The sequence below is a fragment of the Shewanella sp. Koi 1 genome, assembly GCF_052907445.1.
On record NZ_JBREJM010000001.1, the window covers coordinates 3,151,928 to 3,173,039 of the forward strand.

15 protein-coding genes and 2 pseudogenes are annotated in these 21,112 nt (G+C 49.7%); 15 read left to right on the forward strand and 2 right to left on the reverse strand.

Annotated elements, in window-relative coordinates; genetic code table 11:
* Positions 1 to 57 precede the first annotated feature (57 nt).
* The 15 genes and pseudogenes from ACUZ8J_RS13815 (at position 58) to ACUZ8J_RS13885 (ending at position 19,497) form a co-directional block, all read left to right on the forward strand.
* Complete coding sequence (locus ACUZ8J_RS13815; RefSeq protein ID WP_446694156.1) at positions 58 to 651, forward strand: DUF4381 domain-containing protein; 594 nt, start codon at positions 58 to 60, stop codon at positions 649 to 651.
* Positions 645 to 1,661, forward strand: a complete 1,017-nt coding sequence (locus ACUZ8J_RS13820) for a vWA domain-containing protein (protein ID WP_446694157.1) — start codon at positions 645 to 647, stop codon at positions 1,659 to 1,661. Before ACUZ8J_RS13815 ends, ACUZ8J_RS13820 begins: the two co-directional genes overlap by 7 nt.
* Entirely contained in the window at positions 1,661 to 3,724 is a 2,064-nt protein-coding gene (locus ACUZ8J_RS13825; RefSeq protein ID WP_446694158.1) for a vWA domain-containing protein, read from the forward strand. Before ACUZ8J_RS13820 ends, ACUZ8J_RS13825 begins: the two co-directional genes overlap by 1 nt.
* Positions 3,718 to 5,379: a BatD family protein gene (locus ACUZ8J_RS13830; RefSeq protein WP_446694159.1), complete on the forward strand. Its 1,662-nt coding sequence runs from the start codon at positions 3,718 to 3,720 to the stop codon at positions 5,377 to 5,379. The genes ACUZ8J_RS13825 and ACUZ8J_RS13830 overlap by 7 nt, the downstream gene beginning before the upstream one ends.
* A gap of 87 nt (positions 5,380 to 5,466) precedes the next feature.
* Positions 5,467 to 6,030, forward strand: coding sequence for a sigma-70 family RNA polymerase sigma factor (locus tag ACUZ8J_RS13835; protein WP_088212196.1), 564 nt, complete (start codon positions 5,467 to 5,469; stop codon positions 6,028 to 6,030).
* The gene (locus ACUZ8J_RS13840; RefSeq protein WP_248969020.1) at positions 6,023 to 6,727 is read left to right on the forward strand and encodes a DUF3379 domain-containing protein; all 705 of its coding nucleotides are present in this window, start codon (positions 6,023 to 6,025) and stop codon (positions 6,725 to 6,727) included. Before ACUZ8J_RS13835 ends, ACUZ8J_RS13840 begins: the two co-directional genes overlap by 8 nt.
* Positions 6,728 to 6,885: 158 nt before the next feature.
* Complete coding sequence (gene putP / locus ACUZ8J_RS13845; RefSeq protein ID WP_126512905.1) at positions 6,886 to 8,337, forward strand: sodium/proline symporter PutP; 1,452 nt, start codon at positions 6,886 to 6,888, stop codon at positions 8,335 to 8,337.
* 340 nt (positions 8,338 to 8,677) lie between these two features.
* Positions 8,678 to 9,973, forward strand: coding sequence for an OmpP1/FadL family transporter (locus tag ACUZ8J_RS13850; protein ID WP_446694160.1), 1,296 nt, complete (start codon positions 8,678 to 8,680; stop codon positions 9,971 to 9,973).
* A gap of 100 nt (positions 9,974 to 10,073) precedes the next feature.
* Entirely contained in the window at positions 10,074 to 10,460 is a 387-nt protein-coding gene (locus ACUZ8J_RS13855; protein WP_446694161.1) for a VOC family protein, read from the forward strand.
* A gap of 154 nt (positions 10,461 to 10,614) precedes the next feature.
* Positions 10,615 to 11,331 (forward strand): SIMPL domain-containing protein, encoded by a 717-nt coding sequence (locus tag ACUZ8J_RS13860; RefSeq protein WP_446694162.1) that lies wholly within the window; start codon positions 10,615 to 10,617, stop codon positions 11,329 to 11,331.
* Between the two features lie 180 nt (positions 11,332 to 11,511).
* Positions 11,512 to 12,524: pseudogene (locus ACUZ8J_RS13865) on the forward strand (efflux RND transporter periplasmic adaptor subunit).
* A gap of 35 nt (positions 12,525 to 12,559) precedes the next feature.
* Positions 12,560 to 15,808, forward strand: coding sequence for an efflux RND transporter permease subunit (locus tag ACUZ8J_RS13870; RefSeq protein ID WP_446694163.1), 3,249 nt, complete (start codon positions 12,560 to 12,562; stop codon positions 15,806 to 15,808).
* Positions 15,809 to 15,849: 41 nt separating this feature from the next.
* Positions 15,850 to 16,062 carry a YgaP family membrane protein gene (locus ACUZ8J_RS13875; protein ID WP_446694164.1) on the forward strand — a complete coding sequence of 71 codons (213 nt, stop codon included), beginning with the start codon at positions 15,850 to 15,852 and terminating at the stop codon, positions 16,060 to 16,062.
* Positions 16,063 to 16,087: 25 nt separating this feature from the next.
* A complete protein-coding gene (locus ACUZ8J_RS13880) occupies positions 16,088 to 16,486 on the forward strand; it encodes a rhodanese-like domain-containing protein (protein WP_086904146.1) in 399 nt (132 codons plus the stop codon).
* Between the two features lie 580 nt (positions 16,487 to 17,066).
* Positions 17,067 to 19,497, forward strand: a pseudogene (locus ACUZ8J_RS13885) (S8 family serine peptidase).
* A gap of 40 nt (positions 19,498 to 19,537) precedes the next feature.
* On the opposite strand, the gene ACUZ8J_RS13890 reads toward ACUZ8J_RS13885, so the two are convergent.
* Together ACUZ8J_RS13890 and ACUZ8J_RS13895 are read right to left on the reverse strand one after the other, a co-directional pair.
* A complete protein-coding gene (locus tag ACUZ8J_RS13890) occupies positions 19,538 to 20,083 on the reverse strand; it encodes a YaeQ family protein (protein ID WP_011622172.1) in 546 nt (181 codons plus the stop codon).
* Between the two features lie 86 nt (positions 20,084 to 20,169).
* Positions 20,170 to 21,081 carry a precorrin-2 dehydrogenase/sirohydrochlorin ferrochelatase family protein gene (locus tag ACUZ8J_RS13895; protein WP_109287755.1) on the reverse strand — a complete coding sequence of 304 codons (912 nt, stop codon included), beginning with the start codon at positions 21,079 to 21,081 and terminating at the stop codon, positions 20,170 to 20,172.
* Between the last annotated feature and the right edge of the window lie 31 nt (positions 21,082 to 21,112).

The following is a 21,112-nucleotide window of genomic DNA, read 5'->3' on the forward strand; positions in this document are numbered from 1 at the left end:
GGCAAATAAGTGAGTAATAGTAGACAGTGCAACATAAAGCATAAGTGAGTCCTAAGCGTGAACCCACAAACTCTAAATCCAGCCTTGGATAAGGCTGCCACGCCAAATCCCGCTTTGGCGGATTTACAAGATATTATTCTCCCCGACCCGATTGGGGCTTGGCCATGGGCCATAGGTTATTGGTTAGCACTCGCTATCCTGTTAGTTTTGTTGATTGCCGCAATTCTTTGGCTCAAAAAACGTGCCGCCTACTTAGCGCCTAAAAAAGCCGCCCAAGGTTTATTTGCAGCACTTGATCCTCATTCGGCCCAGTATCCCTCTGAGGTGAATCAGCTATTAAAGCGCACCGCCTTAAGTTATTTGCCAAGGGAAGTGATAGCGAAACTCGATGGCCCCGCGTGGGCAAACTGGTTAGATAGCCATTTGCCCGCAAAGCAGCGCGGCCGCATTGGGCCATTATTGGATAAACGCCACCAGGCTAAACCACTGAGCGCCGAAGAGGCCATTGAGTTACAGGCCCTCGCCCGCAGTTGGTTTGCCTCAAAAGCCAAATTAAGCGCACCGATAATGCACACTTTATCGAGCCAGTCCTCATCTTCGTCGGCAGCAGTAACACCGGCTCCAGCTAAGCCTGCGGAGGAGCAATGTTAACAGTCGCATGGCCTTTGGCATTGATTTTACTGCCTTTACCTTTTATTTTTTGGCGTCGCCAAACGGTGCAAGCCGAAGGTGGCCGCCTGCAATTGCCCGGTATTAGTCAGACGGGCAAGGCCAATATCACTAGCCACAGCCGCCAAAGCCGCAAGCGCTATTGGTTGATGTGGAGCTTGTTAGTGCTTGCTATCGCCCGCCCACAATGGCTTGGCGATCCGATTGAACTACCAAGCCAAGGGCGGGATCTGATGCTGGCGGTGGACTTATCCGGCAGTATGCAGATTGAAGATATGGTGATTAACGGCAAAGTTGTCGACCGTTTTACCCTGATCCAACACGTGGTCAGTGAGTTTATTGAGCGTCGCAAAGGCGATCGTATCGGTTTGATTTTATTTGCCGATCACGCTTATCTACAGGCGCCACTCACCCAAGATAGACGCTCTGTTGCCCAGTTCTTAAAGGAGGCGCAGATTGGCCTTGTCGGTAAACAAACGGCGATTGGCGAGTCGATTGCGCTCGCGGTCAAGCGCTTCGATAAAATGGATGAGAGTAACAGAGTCTTGATTTTATTGACTGACGGTTCAAATAACGCCGGTAATATCGATCCTGAGCAAGCGGCCCAAATCGCCGCTAATCGCAAAGTGACGATTTATACCGTGGGCGTGGGTGCCGATGTCATGGAAAGACGCACCCTGTTTGGTCGTGAGCGCGTCAATCCGTCGATGGATCTCGATGAAAACCAACTCAAGCATATTGCCGATGTTACCCATGGCCGCTATTTCCGCGCCCGCAACAGCCAAGAGCTGGAACAGATTTATCAAGAAATTGACAAACTGGAGCCCGTGAGTCGCGATCAACTCAGCTATCGTCCTCAAGCGGAGCTATTCTATTGGCCGCTCGCCCTCGCGCTGCTCACCAGCATTTGGATAGCCTTAGGTCAGTTATCACTGTTTTCGCGGACTAAAAACCCTGTTCCAGCAGCAACACCACGGGGGGATGTTCGTTAATGAGCCTGCATTTTATTCGTCCAGAATGGTTACTCGCCCTGTTGCCACTTGCCATCATCCTGTGGGCGCTATGGCGTCAACACCAGAGTAACAGTGCTTGGAATCGCTATATTGCGCCGCATTTGGCTAAAATATTGGTCACAGAGGGCACGCAAAAATCCCGTCGACCGCTGCATATCTTGGCTTTCACTTGGGTGATTGCCACCTTAGCCTTAGCTGGGCCGGCGCTCAATAAGCAAACCTTGCCGGTTTTTGCCGCCGAGCAAGGTCGAGTGTTGGTAATGGACATGTCCGTCTCCATGTTTGCCACCGATCTGGCGCCCAACCGTTTAACCCAAACCAAGTTTCGAGCGACGGATTTGCTCCGCGGCTTAAAAGAAGGCGAAACTGGCCTTATCGCCTTCGCTGGCGATGCCTTTACCATAAGCCCGCTCACCCGAGACACGGGCACGCTGCTTAATTTATTGCCCACTTTAAGCCCTGACATTATGCCCGTGTTGGGCTCAAACCTAGCGGCCGCGCTAACCCAAGCTAAAAATCTACTGGCACAGGGCGGACACCTGCGCGGCGATATTATTGTGATGACAGATGGCATCACCCCGAGGCAATTCGATGAGGCTAACTCGGCCTTAGCCGGTAGCCAATATCGGCTCGCGATTATGGGATTTGGTAGCCCCCAAGGCGCGCCCATCCGCTTACCCGATGGCCAATTACAGCGCGACAGCAGCAATGAAGTCGTTGTCGCCAAAACCGACTTTGGCTTACTGCAAAAATTAGCCGATAACCATAATGGCATCATGATCCCCAATCGTGCCGATGGTCAGGATTTAGCACAGTTGCAACATTGGTTGAGTGACAGTGGCGATGCCAAAGCCACGGATCTCGATGGAGAAACCTGGCAGGATCTCGGCCCTTACCTCGCCTTACTCTTACTCATCCCTGCCCTGCTGAGCTTTAGGCAAGGCATGCTCGCCAACTGGCTGCTGATGGGATTGGGCGGTCTATTGCTCAGTGCTGCGCCGCAAAACGCCCATGCCAGCGCATGGGACTCGCTCTGGCACACCCAAGAGCAACAGGCGATGCAGGCCTATCAAGCCGAGGATTACGCTAATGCCGCTCAAAAATTCGAGACGCCCCAATGGCAAGGCGCGGCGCAGTACAAGGCGGGCGAGTACGAACAGGCGTTAAAAAGCTTTGAGCAAGATAGCTCAGCCAATGGCCTTTACAACCAAGGCAACGCGCTGATGCAACTCGGTAAACCCGACAAAGCCAAGGAACGTTATCAGGCCGCACTCGACAAGCAGCCCGAGTTCCCACAGGCCAAAGCCAACCTTGAGTTAGCAGAGAAATTGCTGAACCAGCAGCAGTCGCAGCAAAATGCTGACAATCAAGATAAGCAGTCTCAAGGCGAGCAAAACCAACAGGGACAGAACCAGAACGATCAGATGCAGGGACAAAACCAGCAGCAGGGAGACCAACAATCCTCGCAAAACGACCAAGCTCAAGATCAGTCTCAAGAGCAGCAGTCCCAACAGCAAAATAATCCCGATCAAGCGGACGAAAAACCGTCTCAGGAGCAAAACGCCTCATCACAGCAGAATGATCCTGAGCAAGGCGCACAAGATAAACAGCAAGCGAGTGATGAAAACGCCAAGCAAGATCAGCAAGATGCACAGCAGGAACAACAGCAGGCCGAGCAACAAGCTAATCAGCAAAACGGCGCCGATAACAATGCTGAAGATAAAGAAGATCCAGCCAGCAACGAGGCCACAATGCAGGCAAAGGTCGAGGATGATAAGTCCAACGCCGAGCAAGAACAGCAACAGGCCGTAGCGCAAAAAGCGGATAAAGAGAAACAGGCGCAGGCGGATAAAAAACCAGATACCGCAATTGAGTCTGTTGAAGCGCCGCCGAGTAACAGCGAGCCTTTGCCCGCGGAGATGCAGCGAGCACTGCGGGGCGTGAGTGAAGATCCACAGGTGTTGCTGCGTAATAAGATGCAACTCGAATATCAAAAACGCCGCCAAAATGGCCAAATATCAAGGGATAACGAACAGTGGTGATCAGACAATTTTTTATCCTCCTTACGCTTTGCATCGCGGTCATTCAACCCGCCTTTGCCCTGAGCAAACTCGAGGCGTCGGTCGATCGCAATCCGGTGATGGAGGGAGAGTACTTTGTGCTCAATGTCAGTGCCGACGATGAGGTCGACACGGGTAAACTCGATACTTCCATCCTGCTCAAGGATTTTATCGTGGGTCGCACCAGCGTGAGTCGCAGCACCCAGATAATGAACTTCGATGCGGTCAAAGAAACCCGCTGGCAAGTGCTGCTTGCCCCAAAGCAAAAGGGCCAACTGACCATCCCATCCTTTAGCATTGATGGCGTCAGCTCCGCCGAAATTCCCCTCAGGGTAGTCGAAGCGGGCGCACAACCAGAGCAAGCCAAGAACCTGTTTATCGATGCCAAAGTCTCGACGGATGAGGCCTACGTCGGCCAGCTTATTACCTATAAAGTAAAGCTTTATCTTGCGGTCGAACTGCAACGCGGCGTGCTCAATGCCCCGGTTATCGAAGGCGCGCAGATTAAACAAATCGGTGAAGACAAAGATGGCTCAGAGATCATCGAAGGCCGTCGTTACCGCGTGATTGAGCGCACCTATGGCATCATTCCTGACTTACCCGGCCAAGTGAACATCAAAGGCGCGACCTTTTCTGGCGATGTATTAGTGGAATCCCAGCGCCGTGGCGGCATGTTTGGTTTTAACGAGAGCCGGCCAATGCAAGCTGGCGCGCCTTCCTTAAGCATTCAAGTCGAACCTGCGCCAACGAGCTTCCAAGGCCAATGGCTTGTGGCCGATTTAGTAGCCTTAAAAGAAAGTTTTCCTGAGGATGTAAAAGAGTTTACCGTCGGTAGCCCCATCACCCGCACGCTCACCTTATTGGCCTCCAATGCCGATGAGAATAGCCTGCCAGATATCGCGCAAAACCTGCCGCCTGAGCTCAAATCCTATCCCGAAAAGCCTCAGCGCCAGAGCTTTGTGCGCGACGCGCAGATAGTGTCACAGTACAGCATTACCTCGGCCATCGTCCCCAGTAAGGCGGGCACTTTTACCTTGCCCGAAGTGAAAGTACCTTGGTGGAATCCGCATCTTAAACGCCAAGAAATGGCGACCCTGCCCGCCCGCACCATTCAAGTAAAAGGTGGCGCCGTGGTCGATACACCCATCGAACCCAACTGGCAGGCAAATACCAGCACGAACAGTGAAAGTCATTGGAGCGCGAATCTGTTCGCCCTGCTGTGGCTGGTGACATTAGTTGCTTGGGCCGTCACTTTTGTCGCTTGGCGACGTGCGCTGAAGCGCCAAACAACAGTCAATACATCAGTAACAGCGCAACCGCTCGTTCTTAGTACTGGCCTTAAGGGCTTAGAGCAAGCCTGCGCTAAAGGTAATGTCAGTGATATTTTGCAGCAATTGCAGCAATACTATAGTGAGCAGGCCGCTCGCCCTATGACGCTCGATAAAATTGCCGCGCAGTCGAGCGAGTTAGCAGAGGCGATTCGTCAGTTGCAAGCCTTAGCCTACGGCGGCAAAGCCAATAGCGACGCCCAACTGGCAAGCGCAGTAAAAGCATTGTTAAGCGCGGTGAAAAGCGGCAAGTTACACCCCATGGCGCAGCAATCCACGCCATTACGCCCGTTGAATCCCAATGGCTAAACACGACGGATAAATCGACGCACAGCTTAATCAAATAAGTAAGGTGTAATCTTTTGAATCGTAAAATAAAAAGAAAATATCGAAAAAATGTTTGCTAACTGGCGAAAGAAATCCGTCGAGCCTGCGGTCTCTTCTGACATGCTGAGCAAACAACGACGATACAACAGCCTAGTCAAGGCGCTGCACGCCGATATCTTCCGCTATGCCTTTTGGTTATGCGGCGATAAGCAGGTGGCAGAGGACATCACCCAAGAAACCTTCTTACGGGCATGGCGCTCTTTAGATTCCCTACAGGATGATAAAGCGGCGAAGGCTTGGCTGATCACGATTTTGAGGCGCGAAAATGCCCGTCGATTCGAGCGCAAACAATTTGATTACGCCGATGTCGAACAAGACAGCTTAGAAGATCACATTGCCTCCAGCACGGAAGAGCAAACCGAGCAGTACTGGTTAAGGCGACAAATCGCTAAGCTGGATATTGAATATCGGGAGCCCCTATTGCTGCAGTTAATCGGTGGCTTTAGCGGTGATGAAATTGCCCAGCTCTTGGACTTAAACCGCAACACTGTCATGACGCGCTTATTTCGGGCGAGGAACCAATTGAAAGAACTACTTGAGAAAACCGATGTGAGAGGTCAATCCAATGGATGAGCTTAAATTTAGGCGTCAAGCTTATGAAGATCCTCATAATCAAGATCCCGAGTTTGTTGCGCAAATGCAGGAGAATGCCGAATATCAGGCGTTCGTCGCAGAGCTTAAGGGCCTCGATGCCAAAATCACTCATGCGTTAAAAGTGGATGTGCCAGAGGACTTGGCCGACAAACTTATTCTGCGCCAACAATTGCAGCAGCACCATAAACAGCGCCGTCAAACGGGCTTTTTAGTCGCCATGGCCGCGTCGATTGCCTTTATTGTGGGGATCAGTTTCAGTTTATTGCGCTTAGGTCCAGTCGATTTAGCCGAGCATGCCTTAGCCCATGTTTACCATGAAGGCGTAGCCTTGCAGGTGGACCAAAATGTCAACTTTAGCCAAGTGAACGCGCAGCTCGCCTCCTTGAAACACTTAGAGCATGCCAAATTTACCGGGCAACCAGGCAAGGTCTATTACACCTCTTACTGTGATTTTCAAGGGGTTAAGAGTCTGCACTTAGTGCTGCAAGCTGAAAAGGGTAAAGTGACTCTGTTTATTGTGCCCATCGAAAAACGCATGGTGCTGGATAACACCTTTGCCGATGGTAAATATCAAGGCATGGGCTTTGAGGCCGGTGATGCATACATTTTGCTTGTGGGTGAAGATCAGACAGACCTTAGCTTTGTAAAAGACGAAATCAAGAACACCTTTATCTAACCTATTAATAGTAAACCCTTTCTGTTATCGACCTCCGATCTTTTATCATGCTCGGAGGTCGGATTTCGATCACATCTTTATCTACTAATGGGTTCTTGCTCAAACATCTGGTAGCATGCTTGCCACTTTGAATAATAACAAAATGGGATAAAGACAATATGACGATTGAAACCCCGATTTTAATCACATTTGTTGGCTATTTAGTATTGATGATGGGCATAGGATTTTGGGCTTACCGTGCCACCGATACTGTTGATGATTATATTTTAGGCGGCCGTAAAATGGGCCCCGCCGTGACCGCGCTCAGCGTGGGCGCCTCCGATATGTCAGGCTGGTTGCTCTTAGGCTTACCTGGCGCCGTTTACTTAGGCGGCTTAGGCGAAGCATGGATTGGGATTGGCTTGGTTGTCGGCGCTTGGCTTAACTGGTTGTTTGTGGCCAAACGCCTGCGCATTTACACCCAATTAGCGGATAACGCCCTCACCCTGCCCGACTTCTTCGAGAAGCGCTTTCACGATAAACAGGGTTACCTCAAACTCGTCTCTGCGGTCACGATTCTGGTGTTTTTCACCTTCTATGCTTCCTCTGGCATGGTGGGCGGCGCCATTCTGTTCGAAAAAGTCTTCGGCCTCGATTACAACGTTGCCTTAGTGATTGGCTCAGCCATCATTGTGGGTTACACCTTTATTGGCGGTTTTTTTGCCGTGAGTTGGACCGACTTCTTTCAAGGCTGTTTAATGTTGATAGCCCTGCTGATCATCCCCTTTGCGGTGTTCTCGCACCCCGAGAGCCATGCGGGAATTGAGTCTATCGACCCAGCCATGTTGGCACTGATCAGTGACAAAACCACAGTGATTGGCTTGTTATCACTGCTCGCATGGGGACTGGGTTATTTCGGTCAACCCCATATTTTGTCGCGCTTTATGGCTATTGGCAGCGCCGATGCACTGCCGCTGTCACGCCGTATCGCCATGAGCTGGATGATGTTATCTCTCATCGGCGCGTTAGCCACAGGATTAGCGGGTTCACTGTATTTTGCCAATCAACCCTTGGCCAATGCCGAAACCGTGTTTATTCATTTAGCCCAAGCCGCCTTTAACCCTTGGATTGGCGGATTACTGATCGCCGCAATTCTGTCGGCCATTATGAGTACCATTGATTCGCAGTTGTTAGTGTGTTCGAGCGTGATCACCGAGGACTTTTATCGCAAGTGGTTACGCCCTCAAGCCGACGATCGCGAGCTGATGATGGTAGGTCGTATGGGCGTGCTGGCCATTGCCGTGATCGCGGGGATCATTGCCCTGAATCCTGAAAGCAGTGTATTAAGCCTAGTCAGTTATGCTTGGGCAGGTTTTGGTGCCGCCTTCGGTCCTGTCGTACTGCTATCACTCTTCTGGAAGCAGTACAGCCGTAACGGAGCGATTGCGACCATTATCGTCGGCGCATTAACCGTGGTAATTTGGAAACAACTGTCTGGTGGGATCTTCAACCTGTACGAAATTTTACCCGGATTTGTGTTTGCGATTATTGCTGGTGTCATCGTCAGTAAAATGTCACGCCCTGCCGAAGCCATTACCGCAGAATTTGAGCAATTTAAATCCGCGTTATAACAGATAATTTTCTGTCCCTAATTGTAAAAAGCGTACATGTGTACGCTTTTTACAAATTGTTTAAATTTATTAACCTCCTTCTCGTTACAAAACATTAACCTCAATTAAAACTTCCCTCTCCAATAAAAACCAAAGATACCAAGCATCTGGCCAGACCATTCGTTCATGCTAAAGTACGATCCCGTTTTAATTAACTGTTAATTAACAAATTTTAAATCTGGTCGGACTTGTTGAGGTTACACACAATCCCTACCATGCCGAAGATTATAAAAGGATTTGCGCCTTGTTCTGGCAACTAGGACCGAACAAAATCCAATACCAAAATAATGAGAGAATAATAATGAAATCATTCAACAAGACACTGCTTGCCGTTGCCGTTGCATTGGCGAGTTCACAAACTTTCGCATCGGGTTTCCAATTAAACAGCCAATCAGCCACAGGTATGGGCCGTGCATTTGCCGGTGACGCCGTCATCGCTGATAACGCTTCAGTGTTATCTCGTAACCCAGCAGCGATGGCGCTCTTTGATAAAGACGCAATCTCTTTAGGCTTAACCTATGCCGATATTACTGTTGACGTTAAAGACGTTAACTTTGCCGGTGGCGCTTATGATTTAGGCAGCATCGACGATGCGGGTAGCTCTAAAGTTATCCCGAATATTTTCTACATTCACCCAATCGACGATAAATTCGCCGTGGGTTTTGCCGCATTCTCTAACTTCGGTACCGGTACCGATGCCAGCTCACTTTCGAAGAATTTGCCAGCAGGCTCCGCAGCACCTTATGACCTACTGGGTGAAACTGAAGTCACTACCGTTAACTTCAACGCCAGCGTGTCATACCGCATCAACGATATGTTCAGTATCGGCGCGGGTCTGGATGCCGTCTATGGCGAAGGCCGCTTAACCCGTAATATGGGCACTACGCCTCTGGTTGACGTAGACGCTGATGGTTGGGCTTTCGGTGGTATCGTAGGTGCCACTATTGAGTTAGATAAAGATAACCGTTTCGGTATCAGCTACCGTTTCAGCCCAACCGTCAATGTTGAAGGCGATATCAATACTGTCTCGATGACAACCATTCCTAGTGTAGGTGCAGTACCAGTTACGACAAGTTTTGATAGCTTAGATGTACCGTTAGCGGATATTTTCCAAGTTGCCGGTTTCCATCAAATCACCCCTAAATTTGCCCTGCACTACACAGCCCAGCACACCCAGTGGGGTAACTTTGATCAAATCACCGCGAAAGACGGCACAGCAACAATTGCCGCTGTGGGCGTGACTAGGCCTGTAGGTGATGTAGCCCTGAAAGAATACCAATGGAAAGATTCATGGTTATTCAGCGTGGGTGGAACTTACACCATCAACGAACAATTCACCGTTCGTGCTGGTTACATGCATGACCAAGGCGTTGTGGACGAAATCAGCTCGATTTCATTCCCAGACTCTGACCGTAACTGGTTCACAGCGGGTATGAGCTACCACATCAACCCACAAAACACCGTTGACTTCGGTATCGCTTACATTAAAGGTGAAGAAGTTCACCTAATCGAAAACAGCGCAATCACAGGCCCTGTGAACGCGGTAACTGAATCAAGCGGTATGTACTACTCAGTACAGTACAGCTACCAGTTCTAAGCTGTTTCGAACTCAAAAAAGCCGCATTTTTGCGGCTTTTTTGTATCTTACGTATTTATTGCCTAAAGTTAATCCATCCCCCACTTAAACTGTCACCCTTATGGCAAAAGTCATTGGACTTGGTGGTATTTTCTTTAAAAGTACTGATCCCGTCGCGTTAGCCACTTGGTATCAAAACCATCTGCAAATACCAATTGAAAACTGGGGCGGCGCCGCCTTTTATCACAACGATAAACCGACGCCCGGTTACCATGTGTGGACCCCTTTCGACCATAACACTAGCTATTTTGCCCCGACCGACAAAAGCTTTATGTTTAATTTTATCGTTGACGATCTGGAGCAGGCCCTACAGCAAGTCACTCAGGGCGGCGGCGAACAAGTTGGGGAGATTGAAGACTCGGAATTTGGCCGTTTCGGTTGGTTTATCGACCCCGATGGCAATAAAGTCGAATTATGGCAGCCAAGCCCTATCCCTCCTGTTAACTAAGTGGCTAACACATAAGCCGCTTTTACAACCGCGTATCAATCCTGAATAGCAGCTGAGCATTTTCAATAAAGCTCAATGCTTTGTTATTTGTCTATCCCCAAAGTCACATAATTGCAGTAAGGTAGCTTCAACAATCCCATCGAGTGAGTATGTTATGCAACGCAATTATCTTCTTCCCGCCCTCGTGCTTGGCGGTTTCTTATGTGCAGGCATGGTCTATGTAGGACAAAGCGCCAACTCGGCGCTGTTAGAGATGAAAGCCCTAGAGCGCACAGTCACAGTTAAAGGGCTGGCCGAAAAGGAAGTGAAAGCCAATATCGCCATCTGGCCGATTAATTTCACCGAAGTCGACAATAACCTGCCTAAGCTCTACGACACAGTGCAGCAAAAAACCGACAGAGTGGTCGCCTACCTCAAGGAACAGGGTTTTAGCGACAGCGAAATTACAGTCTCGCTGCCGACAATAGAAGACAGACAGGCTCAAGGCTACGTTGACCCGAATGTGCGCTATCGTTACTCGGCAAAGGTGAATCTTTCTGTCTATACCCCACAAATTGATTTAATGCTCAGCACGCGTAAGCAAATGATAAACCTAGTTAAAGAAGGCATTGCCATCGGTAGCCAAGATTACGAAAACCGTACCGAGTTTTTATTTACGGCACTCAATGATGTGAAACCGACCATGGTGCAGGAAGCAACGCAAAATGCGCGGGAAGTAGCCGAAAAGTTTGCCAAGGACTCACAATCGCGTCTGGGTAAGATTAAGAGTGCCAGCCAAGGTCAGTTTACGATTTCCGATCGTGACAGCAGCACGCCTTACATAAAACAAATTCGCATTGTGTCTACGCTGACCTATTATTTAAACGACTGATATTTAAAGCTGGACAAGGACTAGAGTGATGATATGGCGATTGATGTAAGGGAAGATTCATTCGCCGTTTCCCTATATTAGTGAAATCGATTACATTAAATTTTTCTAATAAATATTGATTGCCTAATCAAAACAACTCCATTAGAATTTACTCATGAATTATTTTTGGGATGATTTGGTATGGCTGCAATCTCACGTACTCTATTCACATTATTCGTTTTTTCCCCCTTTGCCACCCAGGCTGCGCCCTTGGCGACCCTCGAGGTAATGAGCAAACCTTACGCGAATTGGGTGACCTTAGACGCCAGTATCGAGGCCGTCAAAGCGGCTACCGTCTCGGCGCAAACCTCAGGCCGAATCGTTAAGCTCAACTACGATGTTAATGATGTCGTGCCTGAAGGCGCGGCGTTACTGAGATCACCAGTAAAGAGCAAGGCGCGGAACTGGCAAGCTATGAGGCCGATCTCGCCAAAGCCACAGCTCTGAATGTGGAGGCGCAGGCCCAATACAAACGCTATAAAGAACTCTTTCCCCAAGGCGCGATTTCAAAAGGCGCCATGGATGAAGCGACCGCCAATGCCAAGGCCGCCGAGCAAGCCGTGAGTGCCGCCAAAGCTCGGGTCATTAAAGCCAGCGAATCCCTCAAATACACTGTGGTATCGGCGCCATTTAGCGGGATTGTCACCGAGCGTTTAGTCGAATTAGGCGAAACCGTGAGTGTCGGTCAGCCACTGCTATCTGGGTTTTCACCGAGCCAAATGCGCGCTATCACCCAAGTGCCACAGCGCTATATTCAGCAACTGAAAAACGCGCCTGAGTTTATGGTGCGCTTAAGTGACGGCCGTGAACTCACCTCCAAGGACCTCACTATCTTTAGCTTTGCCGATCCTGTGAGTCACAGTTATCAAGTGCGGATTAACCTGCCAAAGGATGAACCCAACCTTCAACCCGGAACCTGGGCTAAGGCGCTGTTTAAAAATGGCGAGCGGGAAAAAATCCAACTGCCGACCTCGACCCTTATCACCATGAATGAACTCAGCAGTGTCTACCTGAAAAAAGGCGAGCAATTCGTTCTCACCCAGGTGCGCGTCTCTGAGCCTGTCGATGGTGAAGTCGAAGTCCTCGCGGGGCTGCGAACTGGTGATATTGTCGCCGTGGATGCTTACCAAGTGTTGCTTGAACAAAAGCAATAAATTCCCTAGCGATATCAACTTGATGAGGTTGTTGAATGAAACACGCTACTGAATCTTCGACGTCACTTGGCATTTCGGGTCGTATTGCGGCCGCATTTCAAAACAGTGCCATTACGCCACTGCTGGCACTGCTGGGCTTGTTACTCGGCTTATTTGCCATCTTAGTGACCCCAAAGGAAGAAGAACCGCAGATTGACGTCACCTTTGCCGACGTCTTTATCCCTTTTCCCGGCGCGACCCCGACCGAAGTGGAGAACTTAGTCACCCTGCCCGCCGAACAAGTGATTTCAGAGCTCAAAGGAATAGACACACTCTATTCTTTCTCCCAGCCCGATGGCGCGATGATCATTGTGATCTTTAAGGTCGGCGTAACCCGCAACGATGCCATTGTCAGCCTCTACAACCAGATTTATTCCAATATGGATAAACTGCCGCAGGGCGCGGGTGTTGGCGAGCCATTGATTAAACCACGCGGTATCGATGATGTGCCGATTGTCAGCCTAACACTCTGGTCCAAGGACAAACAGGTCTCGGCCGAACAGTTGACCCATGTGGCATTAGGGCTAGAAACCGAAATCAAGCGGATCCCGGGTACGCGGGAGATTTACACCGTTGGCCAACATGAGATGGTGGCCAATGTTCGCATCGATCCCGCTAAGATGAACAGCTTTAATCTCACCTACGACAAGTTGAGACAAAGCCTGAATGACAATAATCACATCTCGATGCCTGCATCTTTAGTGCAAGGGAATCAAGAGATTAAGGTTCAGGCTGGCCAGTTTTTGCAAACTATAGACGATGTAAAACAGCTGGTAGTGAGTATTTCGCAGGATAAACAGGGTAAACCTATCCCCGTTTATTTGGCCGATATTGCCGATATCAGTTTAAAGAGCGATATTCCCACCCAAAGCGTTTGGCATAGCGACAAGACGGATATCTACCCCGCGGTGACTATCGCCATTGGTAAGCAGCCGGGGCAAAACGCCGTTGATATTGCCGATGCCACCCTCGCGCGCATTGCTAAGGTCAAGAATGTGTTGATCCCCAGCAATGTCGAAGTGACTGTTTCGCGCAACTATGGTGAGACGGCGGCGGATAAATCTAACACCCTTATTCTTAAGCTGATTTTTGCCACCAGCGCCGTTGTCGTATTGGTGTTTTTAACCATGGGCGCCCGCGAATCACTAGTAGTAGGTGTCGCCATTATTATCACCTTGGCGATCACCCTGTTCGCCTCTTGGGCGTGGGGATTTACCCTTAACCGAGTGTCACTCTTCGCGCTGATTTTCTCCATCGGGATCTTGGTCGACGATGCCATTGTGGTGGTGGAGAATATCCATCGGCACATGGCGCTCGGTAAAAAATCCTTTAGTGAACTCATCCCTGTTGCGGTCGATGAAGTGGGCGGCCCAACGATTCTCGCCACCTTTACCGTTATCGCAGCACTGCTGCCCATGGCATTTGTGTCGGGATTAATGGGCCCTTATATGAGCCCGATCCCCATCAACGCCAGTATGGGCATGCTGATTTCGCTTGTGGTCGCCTTTATGGTAACCCCATGGCTGAGTCGTAAACTGCTCAAACACCATAGTGGTTCAGCCACAGACGTCGCACACAGCAGCGATGCCGATGCTCAGATAAACGAGAGCAAAATGGTGCGCCTATTTACCCGTTTAATCGGTCCCTTTCTGCTAGGTAAAAGTGCCCGTAAAGCACGGATTGGGCTCGCCGCTGGGGTCTTTGTGCTTATCGGTATCGCCGTGGCCTTGCCCGTGGGTCAGCTCGTGGTGTTAAAGATGCTGCCTTTCGATAATAAATCCGAGTTCCAAGTCATGGTGGATATGCCTGAAGGCACGCCAGTGGAACAAACCCAGCGCGTACTTCAGGATTTAAGTCGCTACCTTGCCACTGTGCCCGAGGTGGAGCATTTGCAGCTGTATGCCGGCACCAATGCACCGATGAACTTTAACGGCTTAGTACGCCACTATTTTCTACGTCACAGCCAAGAGCTTGGCGATATTCAGGTCAATCTAGTCGATAAAAAGCATCGCAAGCGTGACAGTCACAGCATTGCGCTTTCGGTCCGTGAAGAATTGCAGCATATCGGCGCTAAGTATCAGGCCAATGTGAAAGTCGTCGAAGTGCCACCTGGCCCACCAGTCTGGTCACCGATTGTGGCCGAAGTCTATGGTCCAAGTCCTGTGATTCGCGAACAAGCGGCCTACGAGCTGCAGTCGCTGTTCCGTGAGACCAAAGATGTGGTCGATATTGATATTTTCTTGCCCGCAGCACAGCAAAAATGGCAAGTGATAATCGACCGCTCTAAGGCCAGCCTAATGGCGGTGCCCTATAGCAATATCGTTGATTTAATTGCAACTTCGGTTGGCGGCAAGGATGTAAGCTACCTGCATATCGCGCAGCAAAAACAACCTGTGCCTATCCGCCTGCAACTACAGGAAGGGGCAAAAATCGATTTAGAGCAAGTGCTGAATATGAAACTGCAGAGCCAAACGGGGCAATCTGTGCCCGTGTCTGAGCTGGTGACGATTAAGCGCGGAAAAATCGATGCTCCTATCATCCATAAGAATATGATCCCTATGGTGATGGTAGTTGCCGATATGGCCGGTCCGCTCGACAGTCCGCTCTATGGCATGTTCGACATGGCGGGCAAAATCGACGGCGAAAATGGCTTAGGTTTCGATCAGCATTATATCCACCAACCAACCGGGCTAGACTCAGTCGCCGTGCTCTGGGACGGGGAATGGAAGATCACCTATGAAACCTTCAGGGATATGGGTATCGCCTATGCCGTGGGGATGATAGCGATTTATTTATTGGTCGTCGCCCAATTTAGATCCTATCTGGTGCCGCTCATCATTATGGCGCCAATCCCACTGACAGTGATAGGGGTCATGCCGGGGCATGCACTGCTCGGCGCGCAATTTACCGCGACATCAATGATTGGCATGATTGCCTTAGCAGGGATTATTGTCCGTAACTCGATATTATTAGTGGATTTTATCAATCAGGAAACCGCCTCAGGGGTTCCCTTTGAGCGCGCAGTCATCCACTCGGGCGCCGTGCGGGCCAAACCGATTATGCTGACCGCTTTGGCGGCCATGATTGGCGCCTTGTTTATCTTGGACGACCCAATCTTCAACGGGCTTGCGATCAGTCTAATTTTCGGGATTTTTATCTCGACCTTACTGACCTTAATCGTCATCCCAGTGCTTTACTACGCGGCGATGAAAAATCGCATAAACTTAACTCAAACAGCCGATTAACCCACAATAGGCAGCCATAGCGCTGCCTCTAGGAGCAACCTATGTCACTCGAACGCAGCATTATGGCCTTTGCCGGATTTATGGTGTTACTGTCTTTGGTGTTAACCGCTTTTGTGCACCATAACTTTATGTGGTTAACGGCCTTCGTTGGCGCTAACCTATTCCAAAGCGCTTTCACGGTTTTTTGCCCTGCGGCCATGGTATTACGCAAATTGGGCGTCAAATCCGAAGCCGAAATCGCGAAACAAGGTTAATGCACATTTGCAAAGGAGAAAGTCAGTGTTCAACAAGTTACTGTGTCGCAGTAAAACCTTACTGGGGGTGGCTCTCTTGAGTCTGTCATCACTCGCCTTAGTCCCGAACGCGGCAAGTGCCGCCGATCAAGAGCCCCAAGTTGCGTGGCAAAAAATCGCTGCTGGCGCTATGGTGCTCGATGTACGCACCCCTGAGGAATTTGCCGCGGGCCATTTAGCCAATGCGGTTAATATTCCCTTTGAGCAAGTCGCCGCCGAGTTTGCTAAGCGCGGTATCGCCAAAGATGCGCCCGTGGTGTTGTATTGTCGTAGCGGTCGACGCAGCAGTATCGCAACCGAAGCCCTAGTCGCGGCGGGTTACACTCAAACCTATAACGGTGGCGGTTATCAGACCTTAGCCGACGCTCAGCCTAAAACAGAATAACTCGCTGTTGAAATTAACGATAAAAGCGCCTGTTGGCGCTTTTTATATTTCGGCAGATGTTTATTCAGCTTACCAAGTACGACCAGTCGATTATCCTGCCCTGACGATGCACAAAAGCCAATAAATTGGCAAATGCCAAAGCCTCGACGCACAAATGCAATAAAATCGCATAATCAATCACTTGAAATAAACTCAACATCAAGCAAAGAAAAACTCCCTGAATTTTATTACTTTTAATTCCAAAAAATTATAAATATTAATTTCAATAAATTAGACATTAACAATAATCCATCATCCGCTGTTAAGGCCGATAAAATTCGCTTTTGCTTATTCACCTTTTCCACATAAATAAACACAAATCGTGCTAAATATTCGTTACAACTTGTAACATATGATTTTTTATTCAATAAAACTGCTTATTGCCTCAAGGTAATTTACCAACCTCCATACCATTAACATTTAATTTACAAACACTTACACCAAAGATAAATTCACTAACCGAGTAGCATCTGAGTCGTAGTTATTCTTTAAAAGCACAAAATAATAATGATTAACACTAAATTGAACATGGAAGAAAAACATGACAATCAATCGAACCACTAAGATAGCCCTGAGTTTATCTAGCTTAGCTATTGCGATCTCAGCAGGTGTTAATGCTGCCCCCGATGCACCGGGTTTCGCCGCAGCGATGCAAGCACAGACCTCTCCTCTGCCAAAGCGCTATATCGTTAAATTTAAAAATGCCGATGCGCCAGCCCTGATGTCTGAAAGCAACCTGCAAAGCAGCGATCAGCTCGCCACCACCATGAACTATCAGCCTCAAGTGGCTGAAATTAGCGCCCAGCACAGTGTGCTGAACAAGGCGCAAGCCAAAGAGATGAAGCGTATCGGCCGCAGTAACAGCTACTCAGTTAAGCTGGATAACAATGGCATTAAGGCATTAAGAGCCCGCGCCGATGTGGAATATGTGGAAGAGGACATGCCACGCCACCTGCTAAGCGAAACAACGCCTTGGGGACAAACCTTTGTGGGTGCAACCCAATTGAGCGACAGCCAAGCGGGCAACCGTACCATCTGTATTATCGACTCAGGTTATGACCGTGGTCACAGCGACTTAAGCGGTAACAATGTCACTGGCACCAACAATTCAGGTACGGGCAACTGGTACGATCCAGGCAATAACAACGCCCATGGAACCCACGTTGCGGGTACTATCGCGGCGATCGCTAACAACGACGGCGTGATTGGCGTAATGCCAAATCAAAATGCCAACATCCATGTGATTAAAGTCTTTAACGAGTCTGGTTGGGGTTACTCCTCATCCCTCGTATCGGCCGTAGATACCTGTGTGGCGAATGGCGCAAACGTGGTCACCATGAGCTTAGGTGGCGCAGGTTCGAGCACTACCGAACGTAACGCGTTAGCGGCTCACTACAATAACGGCGTGCTGTTGATTGCCGCGGCCGGTAACGATGGTAACAATACCCACAGCTACCCTGCTTCGTACGATGCGGTAATGTCTGTAGCATCGGTCGATAATCATAAAGACCACTCTGCTTTCTCTCAGTACACCAACCAAGTCGAGATTTCTGGTCCTGGTGAAGCAATTCTCTCGACCGTGACTCGCGGTGAAGGTCGCTTAGCCGATATTACTATCGGTGGTCAGTCTTACTTCAACTCAGGTGTAGTGCCGCACAATCGCTTTACGCCATCGGGCACCAACTACGCGCCCAATCCATACAATGGCACGGCAACCGCAACCTTAGCCGAATGTACGGTTAGCGGCTCAACCTTCAACTGCGGCAATATGACAAACAAGGTGTGTTTAGTTGAGCGTGTGGGTAACCAAGGTACTTCCGTACCCAGAAATCAACGCAGTAAAAGCCTGTAAGAATGCGGGCGCCAGCGCAGTTATCGTGTACAGTAACAGCGCCTTACCAGGGCTACAAAACCCCTTCTTGGTCGATGCTAATAGCGAAATCAACATGGTGTCAGTGTCTGTTGACCGTGCAACCGGTTTAGCTCTGCGCAACCAATTAGGCGCAACAGTAACCGTTAGCAACCAAGGCAACAAAGACTACGAGTACTACAACGGTACGTCGATGGCGACCCCACACGTTTCTGGTGTGGCGACCTTAGTGTGGAGCTACCATCCAGAATGTAGCGCCGCTCAGGTGCGTAACGCGCTCAAACAAACCGCTGAAGACTTAGGCACTGCAGGCCGTGATGATTACTATGGCTATGGTCTGGTCAATGCCGTTGCAGCGAAAACTTTCTTAGATGCTTCCTGTAATGGTCCTACGGATCCGGTTGACCCTACACCAACTGACAGCGTGTTAGTGAACGGTGTGCCTAAAACCGGTCTAAGCGGCGCCGCCAGTGAAGAACTGCATTTCTCTTTTGAAGTGCCACAGGGTGCAACTAACCTAGGCTTTGTGATGAACGGTGGCACGGGTGATGCTGATCTGTACGTACAGTACGGCGCAGCGCCAACGACCTCAAACTACGATTGCCGTCCATACAAAGGTGGTAACAGTGAATCTTGCCCAATCAGCAACATTCAATCTGGTACTTACTACGCGATGGTGAAAGGCTATTCAGCCTTTAGCGGTGTATCGTTAACCGCAAGCTACACAGCCCAAAGCGGCGGTGGCACTCCTACCACACCAGCAAGCTACACCAACACCGATAACTACAATATTCCTGATAACAAAACCACTGGTATCACGAGCCCTATCACAGTCACTCGCACGGGTAACTCAGGCACTGTGACTGCCGTGGTGAATATTGTTCACCCTTACATTGGTGACTTAAAAGTGCAGCTCATCAGCCCTACAGGCCAAACGGCAACACTGCATAACAACACTGGTGCAGGCGCAGACAACATCAACAAGAGCTACACAGTTGATATGACTGGCGTGGAGTCAAGCGGTGTGTGGAAACTCAAAGCGGTTGATAGCGGCCGTGGCGACGTAGGCTATATCGATAGCTGGGAACTCAAATTCCAATAATCTTCGTCTAAACAAAGAGCCTGCAATTGCAGGCTCTTTTTTATTGGTCATCTTTCAGCATCTCTGGCTCGATAAGCACGCTGTGCTCATTATCCGATAACCAGACTTGCCCTTCACTGATGGACGCCTGCAGCGACATAGTGCGGCTCACTAAGGCCTCCATCGCCGTCACCGACTCTTCGGCAATATTCCACACTTTAAGATTTTTATAACGCTCTAAGGCCGCTTGATTCTGTTTCCACCAAATAGGGACACTACGTCCGCCGTAGGTAAACAGCTGTACAGCTTTTGCGCGACCGCTCGCCTTACGTAGCCATTTCTCATCGGCTTGACCAAACTCAATCCACAGGTCCACTTCACCGGAGAGACTCTTGTCCCACAGCTCAGGTTCATCGTCAACGCACAATCCCTTAGTAAAACTTAAGGTCTCGGAAGCGTTCAGGATAAAGGCCAACAAACGCACCATCATGCGGCCATCGGTCTCGGAGGGATGCTGCGCTAACGTCAGCTGATGATCTTGATAATAACCTCGGTCCATATCGGCGATCTGAAGATTGACCTTAAAAACGGTCGCTTTGAGAGCCATAGTACATCCTAAACTTAACGATAAAAAAATAACGGCGAGTCTACCTAAGACTCGCCGTCAGCTCAAACAAACTGCGATAAAGAAGACTAAATCGCGCCGGGGCGTAAATGCTTCGCCACCGGGAAATGCGCCTTAAGTTGCGCAATCTTCTGGGTATCGGCGACCAACAACATCCGCGAGCCTTGCTCATATTCCCGGCTGATATCACTCAGCGCGGGAAGCGCTGCACGATTAGCATCGCGGCGCACCAGCTCGGCCAAGTCCTCGGCTAAACCTACCTCGCTGTAAATCCAATCGAGGCGCTGTAATAACGGCATGGCCGCCAGCGGCAATAACTCGACGGGCGTAGCATCGTCCAATAACAGGATTTCCCCGCGGCTGACGATATGGTTAAAAGCATTCTGATAGTGCTCAGGGGTTCGCGCATCAAATCTATCGCCATTGGTGTCGAAAAAACGCTCCCAGAATAATCGACGCGTCGCGGTTTTGGTGAGTCTTTGCTGCACTTCGAGACGCTTGTCGGCCACAAAGTCGAACAAGGGCTTAAGCGATTGCGGCAGGCTGGTCTCTAAACGAGCTCGAATGGTGCGCGCAAACACAGGCGCTGCACCCGCAGTGCTGATCGCCACCACAAGACGTCCCCTATCGACAATCGATGGGGTAATAAAGCGGCAATAGGCGGGATTATCCACGGCATTGACCCAAATTCCCCGCTCGGTAGCTAAGGTGGCCAATTCAGCATTGAGCTTATCGTTCGCGGTCGCTAAATAAATGAGATCGTAATTTTGAATATCGGCCTGCACCACGGGCCGTTCAGACAATAAAATCCTGCCCGCATCGGCATAGGCCTTTACCTCGGGATTCACCTCGGGGGCAATCACATGGATATTGGCTTCGGTACGCGTCAGCAAGGCCAGCTTACGACTGGCAACATCCCCCGCCCCCACTAACAGGACATTTAAATTCACAGTATCAATAAACAGCGGGAAATATTGCATGCCACTCGCCTATAAAAGTAAAACCAGCCTA